Annotated in this window: 15 protein-coding genes; 6 read left to right on the top strand and 9 right to left on the bottom strand. The window is 65.6% G+C overall.

Going from position 1 to position 15,731, the window contains the following annotated elements:
• Positions 1–141: 141 nt before the first annotated feature.
• On the bottom strand, positions 142–1,044 hold the full coding sequence (locus CF68_RS11460) for a LysR family transcriptional regulator (RefSeq protein ID WP_035818638.1): 903 nt from the start codon (positions 1,042–1,044) through the stop codon (positions 142–144).
• 253 nt (positions 1,045–1,297) lie between these two features.
• On the opposite strand from CF68_RS11460, the gene CF68_RS11455 reads away from it, so the two are divergent.
• The 4 genes from CF68_RS11455 to CF68_RS11440 are packed head-to-tail and all read left to right on the top strand — an operon-like array spanning position 1,298 to position 5,288.
• Positions 1,298–2,473, top strand: coding sequence for an alpha-hydroxy acid oxidase (locus CF68_RS11455; RefSeq protein ID WP_035818635.1), 1,176 nt, complete (start codon positions 1,298–1,300; stop codon positions 2,471–2,473).
• A complete protein-coding gene (locus CF68_RS11450; protein WP_035818632.1) occupies positions 2,470–3,150 on the top strand; it encodes an RraA family protein in 681 nt (226 codons plus the stop codon). The genes CF68_RS11455 and CF68_RS11450 overlap by 4 nt, the downstream gene beginning before the upstream one ends.
• Complete coding sequence (locus CF68_RS11445; protein ID WP_235205740.1) at positions 3,147–4,226, top strand: hydroxyacid dehydrogenase; 1,080 nt, start codon at positions 3,147–3,149, stop codon at positions 4,224–4,226. The genes CF68_RS11450 and CF68_RS11445 overlap by 4 nt, the downstream gene beginning before the upstream one ends.
• 57 nt (positions 4,227–4,283) lie before the next feature.
• Positions 4,284–5,288, top strand: coding sequence for a tripartite tricarboxylate transporter substrate binding protein (locus CF68_RS11440; protein ID WP_035818628.1), 1,005 nt, complete (start codon positions 4,284–4,286; stop codon positions 5,286–5,288).
• Positions 5,289–5,433: 145 nt separating this feature from the next.
• Here CF68_RS11440 and CF68_RS11435 read toward each other — a convergent pair whose 3' ends face one another.
• From CF68_RS11435 to CF68_RS11420, 4 genes are all read right to left on the bottom strand, one after another.
• A complete protein-coding gene (locus tag CF68_RS11435) occupies positions 5,434–6,594 on the bottom strand; it encodes an acyl-CoA dehydrogenase family protein (protein WP_035818627.1) in 1,161 nt (386 codons plus the stop codon).
• Between the two features lie 26 nt (positions 6,595–6,620).
• Positions 6,621–7,469, bottom strand: a complete 849-nt coding sequence (locus CF68_RS11430; RefSeq protein ID WP_035818625.1) for a MaoC family dehydratase N-terminal domain-containing protein — start codon at positions 7,467–7,469, stop codon at positions 6,621–6,623.
• A gap of 186 nt (positions 7,470–7,655) precedes the next feature.
• The gene (locus tag CF68_RS11425) at positions 7,656–8,474 is read right to left on the bottom strand and encodes a CoA ester lyase (RefSeq protein WP_035818623.1); all 819 of its coding nucleotides are present in this window, start codon (positions 8,472–8,474) and stop codon (positions 7,656–7,658) included.
• 93 nt (positions 8,475–8,567) lie between these two features.
• A complete protein-coding gene (locus tag CF68_RS11420; RefSeq protein WP_035818622.1) occupies positions 8,568–9,746 on the bottom strand; it encodes a CaiB/BaiF CoA-transferase family protein in 1,179 nt (392 codons plus the stop codon).
• 226 nt (positions 9,747–9,972) lie between these two features.
• Between CF68_RS11420 and CF68_RS11415 the strand changes: the two genes are divergently transcribed.
• The gene (locus CF68_RS11415) at positions 9,973–10,896 is read left to right on the top strand and encodes a LysR family transcriptional regulator (protein WP_035818620.1); all 924 of its coding nucleotides are present in this window, start codon (positions 9,973–9,975) and stop codon (positions 10,894–10,896) included.
• A 56-nt stretch (positions 10,897–10,952) separates the two neighbouring features.
• Here CF68_RS11415 and CF68_RS11410 read toward each other — a convergent pair whose 3' ends face one another.
• From CF68_RS11410 to CF68_RS11400, 3 genes are read right to left on the bottom strand one after another with little or no spacing between them, the layout of a single operon-like run.
• A complete protein-coding gene (locus CF68_RS11410) occupies positions 10,953–12,422 on the bottom strand; it encodes an aldehyde dehydrogenase (protein ID WP_035818619.1) in 1,470 nt (489 codons plus the stop codon).
• A gap of 29 nt (positions 12,423–12,451) precedes the next feature.
• Entirely contained in the window at positions 12,452–13,048 is a 597-nt protein-coding gene (locus CF68_RS11405) for a thiamine pyrophosphate-dependent enzyme (protein ID WP_035818617.1), read from the bottom strand.
• Between the two features lie 4 nt (positions 13,049–13,052).
• Positions 13,053–13,586 carry a thiamine pyrophosphate-binding protein gene (locus CF68_RS11400; RefSeq protein ID WP_035818932.1) on the bottom strand — a complete coding sequence of 178 codons (534 nt, stop codon included), beginning with the start codon at positions 13,584–13,586 and terminating at the stop codon, positions 13,053–13,055.
• Between the two features lie 135 nt (positions 13,587–13,721).
• Between CF68_RS11400 and CF68_RS11395 the strand changes: the two genes are divergently transcribed.
• The gene (locus CF68_RS11395; RefSeq protein WP_035818615.1) at positions 13,722–14,651 is read left to right on the top strand and encodes a LysR family transcriptional regulator; all 930 of its coding nucleotides are present in this window, start codon (positions 13,722–13,724) and stop codon (positions 14,649–14,651) included.
• 18 nt (positions 14,652–14,669) lie between these two features.
• Here CF68_RS11395 and CF68_RS11390 read toward each other — a convergent pair whose 3' ends face one another.
• A complete protein-coding gene (locus CF68_RS11390) occupies positions 14,670–15,683 on the bottom strand; it encodes a tripartite tricarboxylate transporter substrate binding protein (protein WP_235205739.1) in 1,014 nt (337 codons plus the stop codon).
• Positions 15,684–15,731 lie beyond the last annotated feature (48 nt).

Below are 15,731 nucleotides of genomic sequence, written 5' to 3'. Positions count from 1 at the left end.
TGCCGGCGGGTTGAAGATTCCCACGCAAATGTCGTTCCAGGCTCGCAACTGGCGTGCCACCGCCACTCATGGAGGCAACGGTTGTACAGCCGTCTGCGAAATCCGCGCACCTTGCGCCAAATCTACCCTGCGAGAGGCGGCCTACACCAGGCAACGCGGCGCCTGGAATTCGATCACGTCCTTGATGACGTCGCGCATCTCCGTGATCAGCAGGCGCGCGTCGTCGCGGCGCCATTGCACGACATAGTGCAGCGGTTCCAGCGCGCCGCCCTTCCTCAGGATCTGCAACACCCCGCGCGCTTCCAGCGCTTCGGCCCATTGCCTGGGCATGAAGGCAAAACCCAGTCCTTCCGCCACCATGCCGACCACGGCGCCCCAGCTGTTGCACACCAGGCGACGGTTGACCGCCATGCCGCGGGTGGCCAGCCACTGGTCAAGCACCCGGGTGCCGCCCGCGCCGACCGGCAGGGACAGCAGCAAATGCTCCGCCATCAGCCGCCGCGGATCGTCGGTACCGGTCTGGTCGATAAATGACCCGGTCGCGACCCAGACAAAATCGACCTGCGCGATCCGTTCCGACGCGAGGCTGCTGCGCGATGACGGCCCGGCGATCACCGCGAGGTCGAGTTCGCCATCTTCCAGGCGCTGCTCCAGCACCTGACCGATATCGACGTAGGGCTCGAGCTGAAGCTCGGGGTGCCGGATGGCCGTCTGCCTTACCAGCCGGGGCAGCCAGGTCAGGCCGCTCAGTTCGCCCAGGCCCACGCGGCAACGGCCTTGCAGGCCACGGCTCTGCCCCGCCGACTGCTGCAGCTCGGCAGCGACCCGCAGCAGTTCGCGAATACGCGGCAGCATCTGCTCGCCCTGCGCGGTCAGCTCGGCGCGGCGGCCGCTGCGGTCGAACAGCTGCACGCCGAGGGAGGTTTCGAGCTCAGCCACCCGCTTGGACAGCGAAGACACGGACAGGTGGCAGCGCTCGGCGGCTACCGAGAAGTTGAGGCAGGTCGCGGCCCAGTAGAAGGCTTCCAGTTGCTTGAGGGTCATGGGATCAGGGCCAACCCGAGGCGGCGATCTTTGTTTCCTAAAAGCGAAATTATATCTTCGTTATTTTTCGCTTTTATCGATTCTTGGTCGTTGCTAGATTGAAGCCTCGTCGTCGCCTTGCCACTTCACATCGACCATGCCTGCCATCCAAGCCCCTGCAGCAGCGACTTCCGCCAATGGTGCGGAAAGTGCTTCACGTGCCGCTGCTGCACCGACCGCGCCAGCCCGCAGGGCTGCCGCGCTGCGCACGCAGGTGCTTTCGCTGAACGACCTTGACCCGCTCGCCCGCCGCCGCCTGCCCCGGCCGCTGTACGCCTATGTCAGCGGCGCGGTGGAGGACAGCGTCTCGCTGAAGGAGAACCGCCGCGCCTTCGCCGAGATCGCGTTGCGGCCGCGCGTGCTCGCCGGCGTGGCCACGCGCGAACTGGGCTTCGAGCTGTTCGGCCGGCGCTATGCCGCCCCCTTCGGCGTTGCGCCCATGGGAATTGCCGCGCTGCTCGCTTACCGCGGCGACATCGTGCTGGCGCAGGCCGCGCAACAAGCCGCGGTGCCCGCGATCATGAGCGGTTCATCGCTGATCCGGCTGGAAGAAGTGATGGCGGCCGCGCCCGGCACCTGGTTCCAGGCCTACCTGCCCGGCGACATGGCGCAGATCGACGGGCTGTTGTCGCGCGTCGAGGCAGCAGGCGTATCGACGCTGGTGATCACCGTCGATACACCCGTTGCCGGCAATCGCGAGAACAATGTGCGCGCCGGCTTCTCGACACCGCTGCGGCCAAGCGCGAGCCTGGCATGGCAAGGCATCACGCATACACGCTGGCTGCTCGGCACCTTTGCGCGCACGCTGCTGCGGCACGGCATGCCGCATTTCGAGAACGCCTATGCGCACCGCGGCGCGCCCATCCTGTCGTCGCGCGTGCTGCGCGACTTCTCCGACCGCGCACATTTCACCTGGACGCACTTCGAAGCCATCCGCCGGCGCTGGAAAGGCACGCTGGTGGTCAAGGGCATCCTGACCGCGGAAGACGCCTTGCTGGCGCTCCGGCATGGCGTGGACGGGATCATCGTCTCGAACCACGGCGGCCGCCAACTGGACGGCGCCATCGCGCCGCTGCGCGTCCTGCCCGAGATCGTCGGCGCCGTGCCCAACCTGCCGGTGATGCTCGACAGCGGCATACGCCGCGGCACGGACGTGATCAAGGCGCTCGCGCTCGGCGCGCGTTGCGTCTTCGTCGGCCGGCCGTTCGCCTATGCGGCGGCGCTCGGATCCACCCCCGGCGTTGCGCACGCCATCGACTTGTTGCAGGCCGAGATCTCGCGCGATATGGCGATGCTCGGCCTGACCCGGCTGGCAGACATCAACCCTGCCTGCATCCGGCCTGCCGCTTCACTACCCCACATGCCCCCTCACCCGGAGACTTATCGATGAGCACGCTTCACGGCTTCCGCATCCACCCCAGGCCGGCGCTGACCGTCAGCAATGCGCTGCTGGAACGCTACCGCGGCTTCCCGGTGGCCAATGTCAGCGACGCAATGAGCCGCACCGTCGGCACCACGCAGCTGCGGCCCTATCACCGGCGCGATGGCGTCATGGCTGGCCGCGCACTCACGGTGCGCACACGCCCGGGCGACAACCTGATGGTGCACAAGGCGCTCGACCTCTGCGGTCCCGGCGATGTGATCGTGGTCGATGCCGGCGGAGCCGGCCCCAATGCCATCATCGGCGAGATCATGCTGGCGCTGGCGATCGCGCGCGGCGCAGCGGGCTTCGTCATCGACGGCCTGATCCGCGACAGCGACACCATTGGCAAGGAAACGCTCGCTGTGTACGCGCGGGGAATCTCGCACCGCGGTCCTTACAAGGATGGTCCCGGCGAATTGCATGTGCCCGTTTGCATCGACGGCATGGTGGTACGCTCCGGCGACCTGGTGCTCGGCGACGGCGACGGCCTGCTGGTGGTCGCGGCCGAAGATGCCGAGGAAATCGCCGCGCGCGTGGAGCACGTACAGCGCACCGAAGCAGCGGTGCTCGAGTCGATCGCGCAAGGCCGCGCTGATCGGAGCTGGGTCGAGCGCACGCTGCGCGAGAAGGGGGTGGCCGTATGAACGCGCCTGTCCTGCCGATGCCCGCCGCCGGCACGGTGGTCCGCTTCGACCACTGGCTGGACCCGGCCTTCGACCGCATCGTCACGGCCACGCCCGGCCTGACCCTGCACACCTGCGCCCGCGAAGGCGCCGACGCTGCAGCCTGGGACCGGCTGTCCAGCGCCCATGTCTACCAGATCTCGGCCGCCAAGGATGAGATTCCCCGCCGCTGGTTTGCCGACGCCGCGCTGCTGGCGCGCTGCCCCGAGCTGCTGGCGGTGTCGTCCAGCGGCTCCGGCTGCGACACCATCGACATCGATGCCTGCACCAAAGCCGGTGTCGCGGTGCTCAACCAGGCCGGCGGCAACGCCGACTCGGTGGCGGAGATGACGCTGGGCCTGATGCTGGCAGTGTTGCGCCGTATCGCCGAATCCGACCGCCGCCTGCGCGCGCACGACTGCGAGAGCCGTGAGGACCTGATGGGCCACGAACTGCGCGGCCGCACGCTCGGCCTGGTCGGCGTGGGCCACGCCGGCCGCCGCGTCGCCGTACTCGGCCGCGCCTTCGGCATGCGCGTGATCGGCTGCGATCCGGCGCTGGATGCGGTTGAGCTGGCCGCACGCGGCGCGCAGGCGGTGTCCTTCGACGAATTGCTGCGCAGCGCCGACGCGGTCTCGCTGCATTGCCCGCGCGACGCCACCACGCTGCGCATGATGGATGGCGCCGCCTTTGCCGCGATGCGGCCGGGCAGCATCTTCGTCAGCACCGCGCGCGGCGGCATCCACGATGAGGTCGCGCTGCATGCGGCGCTGGCCAGCGGCCATCTTGCCGGCGCCGGTCTGGACGTGTGGGACCAGGAGCCGCCACCGCGCGCCCATCCCGTGCTCGCGCTGGACAACGTCGTCGCCACCTTCCACACCGCCGGCGTCACGCACGAAGCGCGGCGCAGGAACGCCGAGCTGGCCGCCACCCAGATCGTCACGCTGCTGGGCAGTGGCGAGCGGCCGGAGCGGCTGGTCAACCCCGAAGTCTGGCCGCGAGCGCGCCTGCGCATTGCGGCGGCGATGCGGGTGCCAGCGTCGACGGTCACACCGTAGCAAAGCATTCATCATCGACGATATGCCGGCAACGAGACCGGCGAGGAGACACTTACCATGCACCCGACCCTAAGCCAACGGCGCCGGCGCTTCCCGCTTCGCCTTGCCGGCGCGCTCGCACTGGCGTGCGGCCTCGCCGCCGCTACCGGTGCCAGCGCAGAGGCGCCCTATCCCAACCGCCCGATCCAGATGATCGTGGCGTACGGTCCGGGGGGCGGCACTGACCTGGTGGCACGCCTGCTGGCCCGGCACCTCGAGAAGCAGCTCGGCGGGGCCACGGTGGTGGTACAGAACAAGCCCGGCGCGGGCGGTGCCATCGGCTTCGCCGAACTGGCCCGCGCCGCGCCGGACGGCTACACCATCGGCTTTATCAATACGCCGAACCTGCTGACCATTCCCATCGAGCGCAAAACCAGATTCACCTGGCGCAGCTTCGACCTGATCGGCAACCTGGTCGACGATCCGGGCGGCTTCACGGTGCACAACAGCAACGGCATCGACTCGCTGGCCGCGCTGGTCCGCCATGCCAAGGCGCATCCGGGAGAGGTGTCAGTCGGCACCACCGGCGTCGGCTCGGACGACCACCTCGCCATGCTGCTGTTCGAGAAGGCCGCGGGCGTCAAGCTGACTCACGTCGGCTACAAGGGCGCCGGCGACGTGCGTGCGGCGCTGGTCGGGCAGCAGCTCACCATCGGTGCCATCAATGTGGGCGAAGCGCTGCAGTACCAGAAAGGCGGCTCGCCGATCAAGTTCCTTGGCCAGATGGGCGCAACACGGGCAACGCTGGCCCCGAACGTGCCCACCTTCCGCGAACAGGGCTTCGACATCGAGCTGGCTTCGCTGCGCGGCCTGGCGGCGCCCAAGGGCCTGCCTGAACCGGTCAGGAAGAAACTGGTGGAGGCGATGGCGCGCGTGGTCGCGGATCCGCAGTTCCGCCAGCAGGCCGAAGCGATGTATGCGCCGTTGCGCTATCTGGCGCCGGGCGCCTACAGCGCGGAGCTGGAGCGCGGGGAGACGGGCTTCCGTCACCTGTGGAAAGAGATGCCGTGGCAGGAAAACTGAGCTTGCTGCAAACGCTGGGGGGCTGACTTCGTTGACCTCCCTGGCCCTCACCCCAACCCTCTCCCGCAAGCGGGAGAGGGAGCACCCAATCGGTTATGCGGACTCCGTGGGGGGCACGAGGAGCAGAGACCATTGAAGCAAAACCTCAGAACGAGCGCGGCATCCCCAGGATATGCTCGCCGATGTAGGAAAGAATCAGGTTGGTCGAAATCGGCGCCACCTGGTAGAGCCGGGTCTCGCGGAACTTGCGCTCGACGTCGTACTCCGCCGCGAAGCCAAAGCCGCCGTGATACTGCAGGCAGGCATTGGCCGCTTCCCACGACGCGTCCGCGGCCAGCAGCTTCGCCATATTGGCTTCGGCGCCGCAGGGCTGGTGCGCGTCGAACAGCTTGGCCGCCTTGAACCGCATCAGGTTGGCCGCTTCCACGTTGACGAAGGCCCTGGCGATAGGGAACTGCACGCCCTGGTTCTGGCCGATCGGCCGGCCGAAGACGATGCGCTCGTTGACGTACTTGGTCACCTTGTCGATAAACCAGTAGCCGTCGCCGATGCACTCGGCGGCGATCAGGGTGCGCTCGGCGTTGAGGCCATCCAGGATGTACTTGAAGCCCTTGCCTTCCTCGCCGATCAGGTTCTCCGCCGGAATCTCCAGGTTGTCGAAGAACAGCTCATTGGTCTCGTGGTTGACCATGTTGATGATGGGCTGCACCGTCAGCCCCTTGCCGATGGCCTCGCGCAGGTCCACCAGGAAGATCGACATGCCTTCGGACTTCTTCTTGCACTCGGCCAGCGGCGTGGTGCGGGCCAGCAGGATCATCAGGTCCGAATGCTGGACGCGCGAGATCCACACCTTCTGGCCGTTCACGACATACTTGTCGCCCTTGCGCACGGCAGTGGTCTTGATTTTGGTAGTGTCAGTGCCGGTAGTCGGCTCGGTCACCGCCATCGATTGCAGGCGCAGTTCGCCGCTGGCGATCTTGGGCAGGTACAGCTTCTTCTGTTCGGCGGAACCGTGGCGCAGCAGCGTGCCCATGTTGTACATCTGGCCGTGGCAGGCGCCCGAATTGCCGCCGGCCCGGTTGATTTCTTCCATGATGACGGACGCCTGAGTCAGGCCCAGGCCCGAGCCGCCATACTCCTCCGGGATCAGCGCGGCCAACCAGCCAGCCTGGGTCAGCGCGTTAACGAATTCCTCGGGATAGCCCCGCACTTCGTCAACCTTTCGGAAGTACTCCGACGAGAACTGGCCGCACAGGTCGCGCACGGCTTCACGGATTTCCTGGTATTCATCGATTCTGTTCTGCACAGCCTTGTCTCCAACAACTTTTGGGGTTAGTTCAGTTCAGCGGTCGCGCTCATCGCGAGGGCGCCGTCTTCATGGCGGATCCACAGCTCGACGGTCTTGCCGTCCTCGCTGCGCTTGCCGCAGACAAAAATGCGCTGGGGCACGAAGGTCGGCCGAACGCCCCGGAACGAGAAGCTCTTGACCACTGCATCCGGCAGGTTCTTGCGCACCAGTTCGAGCAGCAGCATCGCCTGCAGCGGACCGTGGACGATCAGGTCCGGGTAGTGCTCGACCGCGGTCAAGTACTGCTTGTCGTAATGGATGCGATGGCCGTTGAACGTCAGCGCGGAAAAGCGGAACAGCAGCACCGGGTCGGTCGCCACCTCGTGCACCCATTCTTCGCCTGTCGGCGCCGGCACCGGTTCCGGGGTGGGCGCGTTCGGCGATGCGTTCTCGCGGTAGACGATGTCGTGTTCTTCGGTAACCGCGAGTCCGTTGCCGCCGTAGTACTTGTGCTCCACCGTCACAAAGGCGAGCGAGCCGCTGCGTCCGGACTTGGCACTGACATCAAGGATGCGCGACGCCTTGGAAGCGGCATCGCCGATGCGCAGCGGCTGGTGGAACCACAGACGGCCGCCGGCCCACATGCGGCGTGGCAGCGGCACCGGCGGCAGGAAGCCGCCGCGGCTGGCGTGGCCATCGGAACCGATCTCGGATTGCCGGTGCAGTGGCAGGAAATAGAGCCAGTGCCAGAGCGGTGCAATGGCATCGCCGCGAACGGGCGCCGGGTCATCGTAGTCAAGCGTCGCCGCGAGTGCCTTGACGGGAAACGCTGTGACCTCGTCCTGGCTTTCGGTCGTCTTCCCAACCCATTCTTTCAACTTCACAACGTCCATCACGTCTCTCTGTGGTCTGATTGCCTGACCTCCACTATGCACGGTGCCGCCGCTGCTTCCAATTCGAAAGTTCGGAACGAGCCATTCGCTTCGACAGAAAGCATGGGCTGCCGCATACCCGAATGCAGTGTCCGGCAGAAACGGATCTACGCGGTACTGAAGTGCAGCGAGGAATGCGCGCGCCGGTCAGGAGGTCGCCCGGCCCGCCTGCCTGAGCAGATCCGCAGCACGTGCGATCACGGGCGCGTCGATCATTTCGCCATCCAGCTGGAACGCCCCCGGGCTCGACTTGGCGCCATCGATGACGCGCTGTGCCCACGCCAGTTGTGCCTCGGTAGGCCGATATGCGGTGTTGACCTCCGCTACTTGCAACGGATGGATGCAGAGCTTTGCGCCGAATCCGAGCCGGCGGCCACGAGCGCTGGCGGCGCGCAGTTCATCGACATCGGAGATGGAAACCGTCACCCCGTCCACCGGCGCCGCAATGCCCGCGGCCCGCGAGGCCAGGACCAGCATGGAGCGGAAGAACAGCAGCTCCTGGTCGTCGCCTTCGATACCCAGTTCCGTGCGGACATCCACAGTGCCGAAGATCAGGCGCTCGGCGCCCGGCGCGGCTGCAATATCCGCCACGTTGGTCATGCCGGCGGCGGTCTCGATCAGCGGCAGCACCTTGACCTCCGGTGGCAGGTGTCGCATGACCTCGGCGATTTGTGCCGCGCTCTCCGCCTTGGGCAGCACGATGCCCCGCACGCCCGGCTTCAGGCAGGCGCGCACGTCATCCTCGAACCAGCGCGTCTGCGTGGCGTTGATGCGGACCAGGCCGCTGCCGCCTGCGTCCAGGTAGTCCGCCAGCAGTTGCCTGGCGCGGTCCTTGTCGCCCTCGGACACGGCATCCTCCAGGTCCAGGATGACGCGATCGGCGCCCGATGCGTGGGCCTTGGCAAAGCGCTCCGGCCGGTTGGCGGGAACAAAGAGGTAGGAACGGGCGATAGCGGTGGTGGTCATGGGAGCGGTGTCTGGCAGATGGGCGAGCGCCTCCTCCGGCCCTCAGGTGACCGCGAAGAGGCGGAACAGGAACGGCCGTGGTCCGGCCGGGGATCAGATGGCGCCTTCGGTACGCAGGCGCGACACGTCGTCGGCGGTGTAGCCGAGTTCGCGCAGGAGGCCTTCGCTGTGTTCACCCAGGGCCGGGATGGCGTCCATGCGCGGCTCGAAGGCGTTCGGCATGCCGGGCGGCAGCAGTGCCGGAATCACGCCCACGGGTGAGCTGACCGACGTCCACCGCTCGCGTGCCTTGAGCTGCGGGTGGTTCCAGACATCGCGCATGTCGTTCATGCGGGCGTTGGCGATCTGGGCGCGCTCCAGGCGTTCGACCACCTGCTCGATGGTCAGTTCGGAGAAGACGTCGGTGATGATCTGCGTCAGCGCCTCGCGGCTCCCGGCGCGCAGGGAGTTGGTGACGAAGCGTGCGTCGGTGGCGAGTTCCGGCCGTTCCAGCACGACCCGGCAGAAGGCCTCCCACTCGCGCTCGTTCTGCAGGCCGAGAATGATGGTCTTGCCATCGCCTGCCGTGAACGGGCCATAGGGGAAGATGGTCGCATGCGAGGCGCCCGCGCGCGGCGGCGGCGTGGCGCCGTCGAAGGCGTAGTAGAGCGGATAGCTCATCCACTCGACCATGCTTTCCAGCATCGATACGTCGATATGGGCGCCCTTGCCCGTCTTGCCGCGCTGCAGCAGGGCCGCCAGGATATTGGTGTACGCATACATGCCGGCGGCGATATCCGCGATCGAGCAGCCTGCCTTGGACGGGCTCTCCGGCGTGCCGGTGATGGAGACGAAGCCGGACTCGGCCTGGATCAGCAGGTCATAGGCCTTCTTGTCCCGGTAGGGGCCGTCGTTGCCATAGCCGGAGATATCGCAGACGACGATGCCGGGATAGCGCTGCAACAGCGCTTCATATGACAGGCCGAGCCGGTCGGCGGCGCCCGGCGCCAGGTTCTGCACCAGCACGTCGGCCTTGTCCAGGATCTTCTGCAGGATGGCGGGCGCTTCCTGGTGCTTCAGGTCCAGCGCCAGGCTTTCCTTGGAGCGGTTGGTCCAGGCAAAGTGCGACGACATGCCGTCCACTCTCTCGTCATAGCCGCGCGCAAAGTCGCCGACCCTGGGCCGCTCGATCTTGATCACGCGCGCGCCCAGGTCCGCGAGCTGGCGGGTGCAGAATGGCGCAGCGATTGCATGCTCCAGGGAAACCACGGTAATGCCATCGAGGGGACGCATAACAGCCTTTTCGGGGGGAAGGATTGCGTTCGAGCTGCCATGGCGGCAACGAACGACTGGGATTCTGTCGGCGATGCAATTCGCCTCTGAGCAAGTCTCGCAGCGACGCAGGCCTGGGTAAATCTCGTTTTCTCGAAGCAGCCGTTCGTCTGCGCCGAAAACACTGAAGACGTACCGGTTTGCGACATATTTGACGCCTTGGTAAAGTTCAGCAGAAGGAGCACATATGCATTTTGACTTTGCCGATCTGAGGCTGTTTGCACGCATCGCCGAGGAGGAAAACCTGTCGCGTGGGGCGCGCAAGGCATTTCTGTCGCCCGCCGCAGCCAGCGCGCGGCTCAAGGCGCTGGAGGACCAGCTAGGCACCCGCCTCTTCTATCGGGAAAGCAAGGGCCTTGCCCTGACCCCTGCCGGCGAGCGCCTGCTGCGGCATACCCGGGTGATCGAGCGCCAGTTCGAGCATGTCAAAAGCGAGTTCGAGGAATATGCCAAGGACTCGGTCGGTCATATCCGCATTTTTGCAAACACCACCGCGGTGACGGAGTTCATGCCGGAGGTACTGGCGCGCTTCATGTCAGAGCGCCCCGCCGTCACCGTCGACCTGCAGGAACGCCTGACGCGGGACATCATCCGCGGCGTGCTGGACGGCAGCGCGGACCTTGGCATCATCTCCGGACCGGTGACCTCGGAAGGTCTGGAGGTCATCCATTTCAGTACCGACAAGCTGGTCCTGGCCACACCGGTCGGCCATCCGCTGACGCAGAAGCCGAACCTCGCTTTTGAAGACACGCTCGACTACGAGCATGTCAGCCTGCATGAAGGCAGCACCCTGCATGCCTTTCTTACCGAGCTGGTCCGCGACCAGCGGCGCAAGCTGCAGATCCGCATCCAGATCCGCAGCTTTGAAGCCATGTGCCGGATGATCGAGGCTGGCGTCGGCATTGGCGTGGTGCCGTTATCGGCCGCGTTGCGCCACCGGCAGACGATGAAAATCGAGATCATCGAGCTGCACGAACCGTGGGCGATCCGGGAGCGGGCGGTGATCGTGCGGGAACTGGAAGGGTTGCCGGGGTGCGCGAAGGCGTTGATCGACGAACTGATCGAGGTGGCGCAAGCGGCGGGCGGGAGCCCTGACAACGCGCTGTCATAATGCGTTTCAAACCGCTACCGGTTTGCTCCCCCGCCACAGGCTTCGGTAAGACACAATCAGCGGATCGTGAACGGATTGCCGGTGGCGGCTCCCGTGTTGATCCACACACTCTTGGTCTGCAGGTATGACTCGATCGCGGCGATGCCGTTTTCCCGGCCGAGGCCCGAGTCCTTGTAGCCGCCGAACGGCGACATGAAGCTGACGGCGCGATAGGTGTTGACCCAGACCGTGCCGGCCTGGATCTTCTCCGACATACGGAAGGCGCGGCCGATATCGGAGGTCCAAACCCCGGCGCCAAGCCCATAGCAACTGTCATTGGCAATCGCGATGGCTTCGGCTTCGTCCCTGAACTTCAGGATGGACAGCACCGGCCCGAAGACCTCCTCCTGCGCGATGCGCATCCCCGGCGAGACCCCGGCGAAGATGGTCGGCTCGACAAACCATCCCTCGCCGCAGGCCGCCGGCTTGCCGCCGAGCAGCAACTCCGCCCCTTCGTCCTGCGCGATCTTGATATACGACAGCACCTTTTCGTATTGAGCTGGTGTGGTGATGGGCCCCACCTGCGTGGAGGCATTCATCGGGTTGCCGAGCTTTGCCGTGCCGGCCAGCGCCAGCAGCTTCTCGACAAAGACATCGTGGATATCTTCCTGCAGCAGCAGCCGTGAACCGGCGATACAGGTCTGGCCGCTCGCGGCGAAGATGCCGGAGACGGCGCCGTTGACGGCGTCATCCAGGTTGGCATCGCTGAAGACAATGTTCGGCGACTTGCCGCCGAGCTCCAGGCTCACGTGCTTGAATTGCGCCGCACACTGCTGGTTGATCACGCGCCCGGTGGCGTCCGAGCCGGTGAAGGTCACCTTCTTGACCAGCGGATGCGTCACCAGCGGCGCGCCCACCTCGGCGCCAAACCCGGTCACGACGTTGAATACGCCCGCGGGAAAGCCCGCTTCCTCGAACAGCAGCGCAAGCTCGAGCGCCGACACCGAGGTGAACTCCGACGGCTTCACCACCACGGTACATCCCGCCGCGAGGGCCGGCGCGATCTTCCACGCCAGCAGCATCAGCGGCGAGTTCCACGGCGTGATGGCGGCCACCACGCCCAGCGGTTCGCGCCGGGTGTAGTTGAAGTAGCCCTTCTTGTCGAGCGGAATGACCGTGCCTTCGATCTTGTCGGCCAGCCCGCCGAAGTAATAGAACCACTGCGGCAGGTACTTGAGCTGGGCGCCCATCTCCGCCAGCAGCTTGCCGTTGTCCTGCACTTCGAACTCGGCCAGCCGCTCGGCGTCCCTTGCGATCAGGTCACCGAGCTTGCGCAGCAAGGCGCCACGCTGTGTCGCAGTCATCTCTGACCACGGGCCGGTGCGGAACGCCTGGTCGGCCGCCTGCACGGCGCGGTCGATATCCGCTGCGGTGCCGCGGGCGACTTCGGCCCAGGCCTTTCCCGTATAGGGATTCTGGGTTTCAAACCAGCGACCGTCGCTCGCATTGACGAAGGTGCCGTCGATGAACATTTGATACTGCTTCATGGCGTGCTGTCCGGGTTCGGGTTGGCAGACTAGAACGGCGCGAAGCCGAGATGCTCGCGGAAGCGGTTCTTGACGAAGGTGCCATCGCGCGGCGGCAGCGCCCGCTGCGGCTCGTCGGTCGAGATGTAGACCTGCGCCACGGTCATGCCGTCGGCCTGCTTGATGGCTTGCGTGAGCTTGCCCAGCTCATCGATATCGGAGATCTCGAGCGTCGTCGGCACGCCGACCGCCTTCGCCACCTGGGCCAGGTTGGTACCCAGGCTGGTGTGGCTCTGCTGCATGCCGGTCTCGCCGAAGTGGCCGTTATCGAGAATCACGATGTTCAGGTTCTTCTGCTGTTGCGCCGCCGCCGTTGCCAGGCTGCCGATGCCCATCAGCTGCTCGCCGTCGCCGGTGATGGCGATCACGGTCTTCCCGGGTTGTGCGATGGCAAGCCCGAGAGCCAGCGAGGTGGAGCCGCCCATCGCGCCCCACAGGTAGAAATTGCCGGGACGGTCGCCTGCGGCAAACACGTCGTACGAAGGCGAACCGAGGCCCGAGACCACGAGCGCGTCAGGAAATTGCTTCAGCAGTTCGGCAACGAACTTGCGGCGGTCGATGCCAGGCTTGGAGGTAGAGGTAGTCATAGGATCAGCGCATCCACTTTTTGCGGCCGATGAGGCTCTGGGACAGGAGAACGGCAACGCGGTTGCCGGCGTCGAAGGCGGAAACCAGGCCGGCGTCGACCAGCTCGGCGGCCTCTTCCGGCGAGTTCACGCGATAGACCGTGATGCCCATCAGCTCCAGCGCGCGCTGGGTGGCCTGGCCCATCGGGTTCTGCCAGGGATTGAACTCGGCGTACTCGCCACGCATGGTCACCAGCGTGAAGAACGGGAACTGGCAGCTCTCCAGCAGCGAGAACATGTTCACGCAATTGCCGACGCCGCTGCTCTGCATCAGCAGCACCGCGCGTTCCCCGCCCAGCCAGGCGCCGCTGACGACGCCCACGCCTTCTTCTTCCGTGGTCAGCACCACGTCGCGGATTTCGGGGTCGGCCTTGGCGCGTCGGATGACATGCGAGTGGCCGGCGTCGGGCACGTAGGCCACCTGGCGGACGCCGTTCTGTTTAAGGACCTGGAAGATGTCCTCTTGCCAGGCGAGAGGCTCTGAGTTGTTTGTCGTCATAGTGCACAAGTTAAGAAAGGGGGAAAGCGGGGGACAACGTTTGCTATCATATAGTTGACTATCTGGAAGCATGAAATACAATTAATTGATGCCTGCAATCACGAAGTTGAATGCCGGCCAGGGGCCTCTACAGATATGGACATCAAGCAGCTTCGCGCCCTGTTAGCCATCGCCGAAACCGGCAGCGCCACCAAGGCGGCCGAGCTCCTGCGCATCGTGCAGCCGGCGGTTTCCCGGCACGTGCGCCTGCTCGAGGAGGAACTCGGCGTCGAACTGTTCGAGCGCGAGCGCCATGGCATGGTCCTGACCGACGCCGGCCGCACGCTGGTCGAATACGGCCGCAGGGCGCTGCAGGAACTCGATCGGGCCAAGGCGGAGATCAAGCCGGCGTCTGGCGCGATTTCAGGCACTGCGGTCATCGGGCTACTCCCAAGCACTTGCGAACTGCTGGCAGCGGAACTGGTTGCCACGGTGAAGGCCAGGCATCCGCAACTGGTGGTACGTCTCAACGTCGGCTACGCGGGGAATCTGCTGCAGTGGCTCGAGGCTGGCGACGTGGAGGTCGCCCTGCTCTACGACACCAAGAGTTCTCCCGGCCTGCACGCCGAAGCACTGCTCGATGAACAGCTCTACCTGGTGGGACCCTCTGGCACGCTTGCGCCAGGCGAGGAACAAACCGTCGAGAGCTTCCGCGACCTGCCGCTGATCCTGCCTAACGCCCCGCACGGGCTGCGCAGCGTGGTCGAGCATGCCTGCGCGGTCGCCGGCTTCAGCCCCACGATCGCCGTCGAGACCAACTCCCTGGCCGTTCAGAAAAACCTGGTTGCCAAGGGCTTCGGCCACACCGTGCTCCCCAGCTCCGCCGTGTCTGAGGAGATGGAGGAAGGCATCCTTGCCGGCGCACCCATCGTGTCGCCCAACCTGTCGCGCCGCATCGTGCTGGCGCACGCGGCCACCCGCAGGCTGACACCCGCAGCCAGCTTCGTCTCCGCCGAGCTGGTGGCATTGATGAAGCGGCTGGTGCTCGACGGCGCATGGCCCGGTGCATCCTGGATCAGCGCCTGATACGGTGCCAGCGGCAATTCAGTCCAGTTCGATGTTGGCGGCCTTGATGACCTCGGCCCACCGGCGCGTCTCGGCCTGGACAAACTTGCCCGCCTTGTCCGGGGTGGAATCGACGATGGGCTGCACGCCGATCTTTTCCATGCGCTGACGCACCTCGGGGTCCTTGACAGCCGTCTGCAAGGCAGCGCTCAGCTTTTCAATGACCGGGGCCGGCGTGCCCTTGGGCACCATCACCATGTTCCACAGCGACGTTTCATAGTTCGCGTAGCCCGCTTCCTTCATCGTCGGTACGTCCGGCAGCACGCTGGAACGCGTGGCAGTCGTGACCGCGAGCGCCTTCAGGCGACCGGACTGGATCATGGGCGCAGCCGTCGACACCGCATCGGTGATGAACTGGACGTCGCCGGAAATCACCGACTGGATCGCCTGGCTCGCGCCGCGGAACGGAACATGGGTGAGCTTCAGGTGCTCCTGGAACTGCAGCAACTCGACCGCCATATGGACGGCGCTACCCTTCCCCGCGGAACCGTAGCTGTACTTGCCAGGATTCTTCTTGATGTCCTCGACCAGTTCCTTCGCCGTGTTCGCCTTCACCGAAGGATTGACCGCCAGCACCATCGGCACCCCCGCGACCACAGATACCGGCACCAGCGCATTGACGGGGTCATACGGCAGCTTCTTGTAAAGCGTGGCGTTGATGGCGTGGGAACTGGTGCCGAACAACAGCGTGTAGCCATCCGCCGGACTCTTGGCCACCACATCGGTCGCAATGGTGCCGCCGGCACCCGCCTTGTTTTCCACCACGACCGGCTGCCCGAGCAAGGCGCCGAGCTTGTTCGCCACGATGCGCGCCACCACGTCGGTGCTGCCGCCGGCGGCGAAGCCTACGACCAGGCGGACGGGATGGTCAGGATAAGCAGCCTGGGCGTGCGCGCTGAACAAAATGAGCGCACCGATCCCCACTTGGGCAAGCAAGCGTTTCATGTCTCTTCCAGTTAGATAGTTTTGGTTGGGTGGCGCATTGCGCGTCAACACCCTTTGAAACGATGGTATCGAGCAACCGTGGCGACGGTGAAATAG

It is taken from the genome of Cupriavidus sp. SK-4, assembly GCF_000611125.1.
In the GTDB taxonomy this organism is placed as follows: Bacteria; Pseudomonadota; Gammaproteobacteria; order Burkholderiales; family Burkholderiaceae; genus Cupriavidus; species Cupriavidus necator.
The sequence above is the reverse complement of the archived record's forward strand: the minus strand, read 5'-3'. Positions and strand labels throughout refer to the sequence as shown.

Coding starts and splice junctions, on each gene's coding strand:
- CF68_RS11445 (WP_235205740.1), top strand. CDS start 3,147: ATGAACGCGCCTGTCCTGCCGATGCCCGCCGCCGGCACGGTGGTCCGC.
- CF68_RS11410 (WP_035818619.1), bottom strand. CDS start 12,422: ATGAAGCAGTATCAAATGTTCATCGACGGCACCTTCGTCAATGCGAGC.
- CF68_RS11440 (WP_035818628.1), top strand. CDS start 4,284: ATGCACCCGACCCTAAGCCAACGGCGCCGGCGCTTCCCGCTTCGCCTT.
- CF68_RS11405 (WP_035818617.1), bottom strand. CDS start 13,048: ATGACTACCTCTACCTCCAAGCCTGGCATCGACCGCCGCAAGTTCGTT.
- CF68_RS11430 (WP_035818625.1), bottom strand. CDS start 7,469: ATGGACGTTGTGAAGTTGAAAGAATGGGTTGGGAAGACGACCGAAAGC.
- CF68_RS11450 (WP_035818632.1), top strand. CDS start 2,470: ATGAGCACGCTTCACGGCTTCCGCATCCACCCCAGGCCGGCGCTGACC.
- CF68_RS11460 (WP_035818638.1), bottom strand. CDS start 1,044: ATGACCCTCAAGCAACTGGAAGCCTTCTACTGGGCCGCGACCTGCCTC.
- CF68_RS11395 (WP_035818615.1), top strand. CDS start 13,722: ATGGACATCAAGCAGCTTCGCGCCCTGTTAGCCATCGCCGAAACCGGC.
- CF68_RS11400 (WP_035818932.1), bottom strand. CDS start 13,586: ATGACGACAAACAACTCAGAGCCTCTCGCCTGGCAAGAGGACATCTTC.
- CF68_RS11425 (WP_035818623.1), bottom strand. CDS start 8,474: ATGACCACCACCGCTATCGCCCGTTCCTACCTCTTTGTTCCCGCCAAC.
- CF68_RS11420 (WP_035818622.1), bottom strand. CDS start 9,746: ATGCGTCCCCTCGATGGCATTACCGTGGTTTCCCTGGAGCATGCAATC.
- CF68_RS11415 (WP_035818620.1), top strand. CDS start 9,973: ATGCATTTTGACTTTGCCGATCTGAGGCTGTTTGCACGCATCGCCGAG.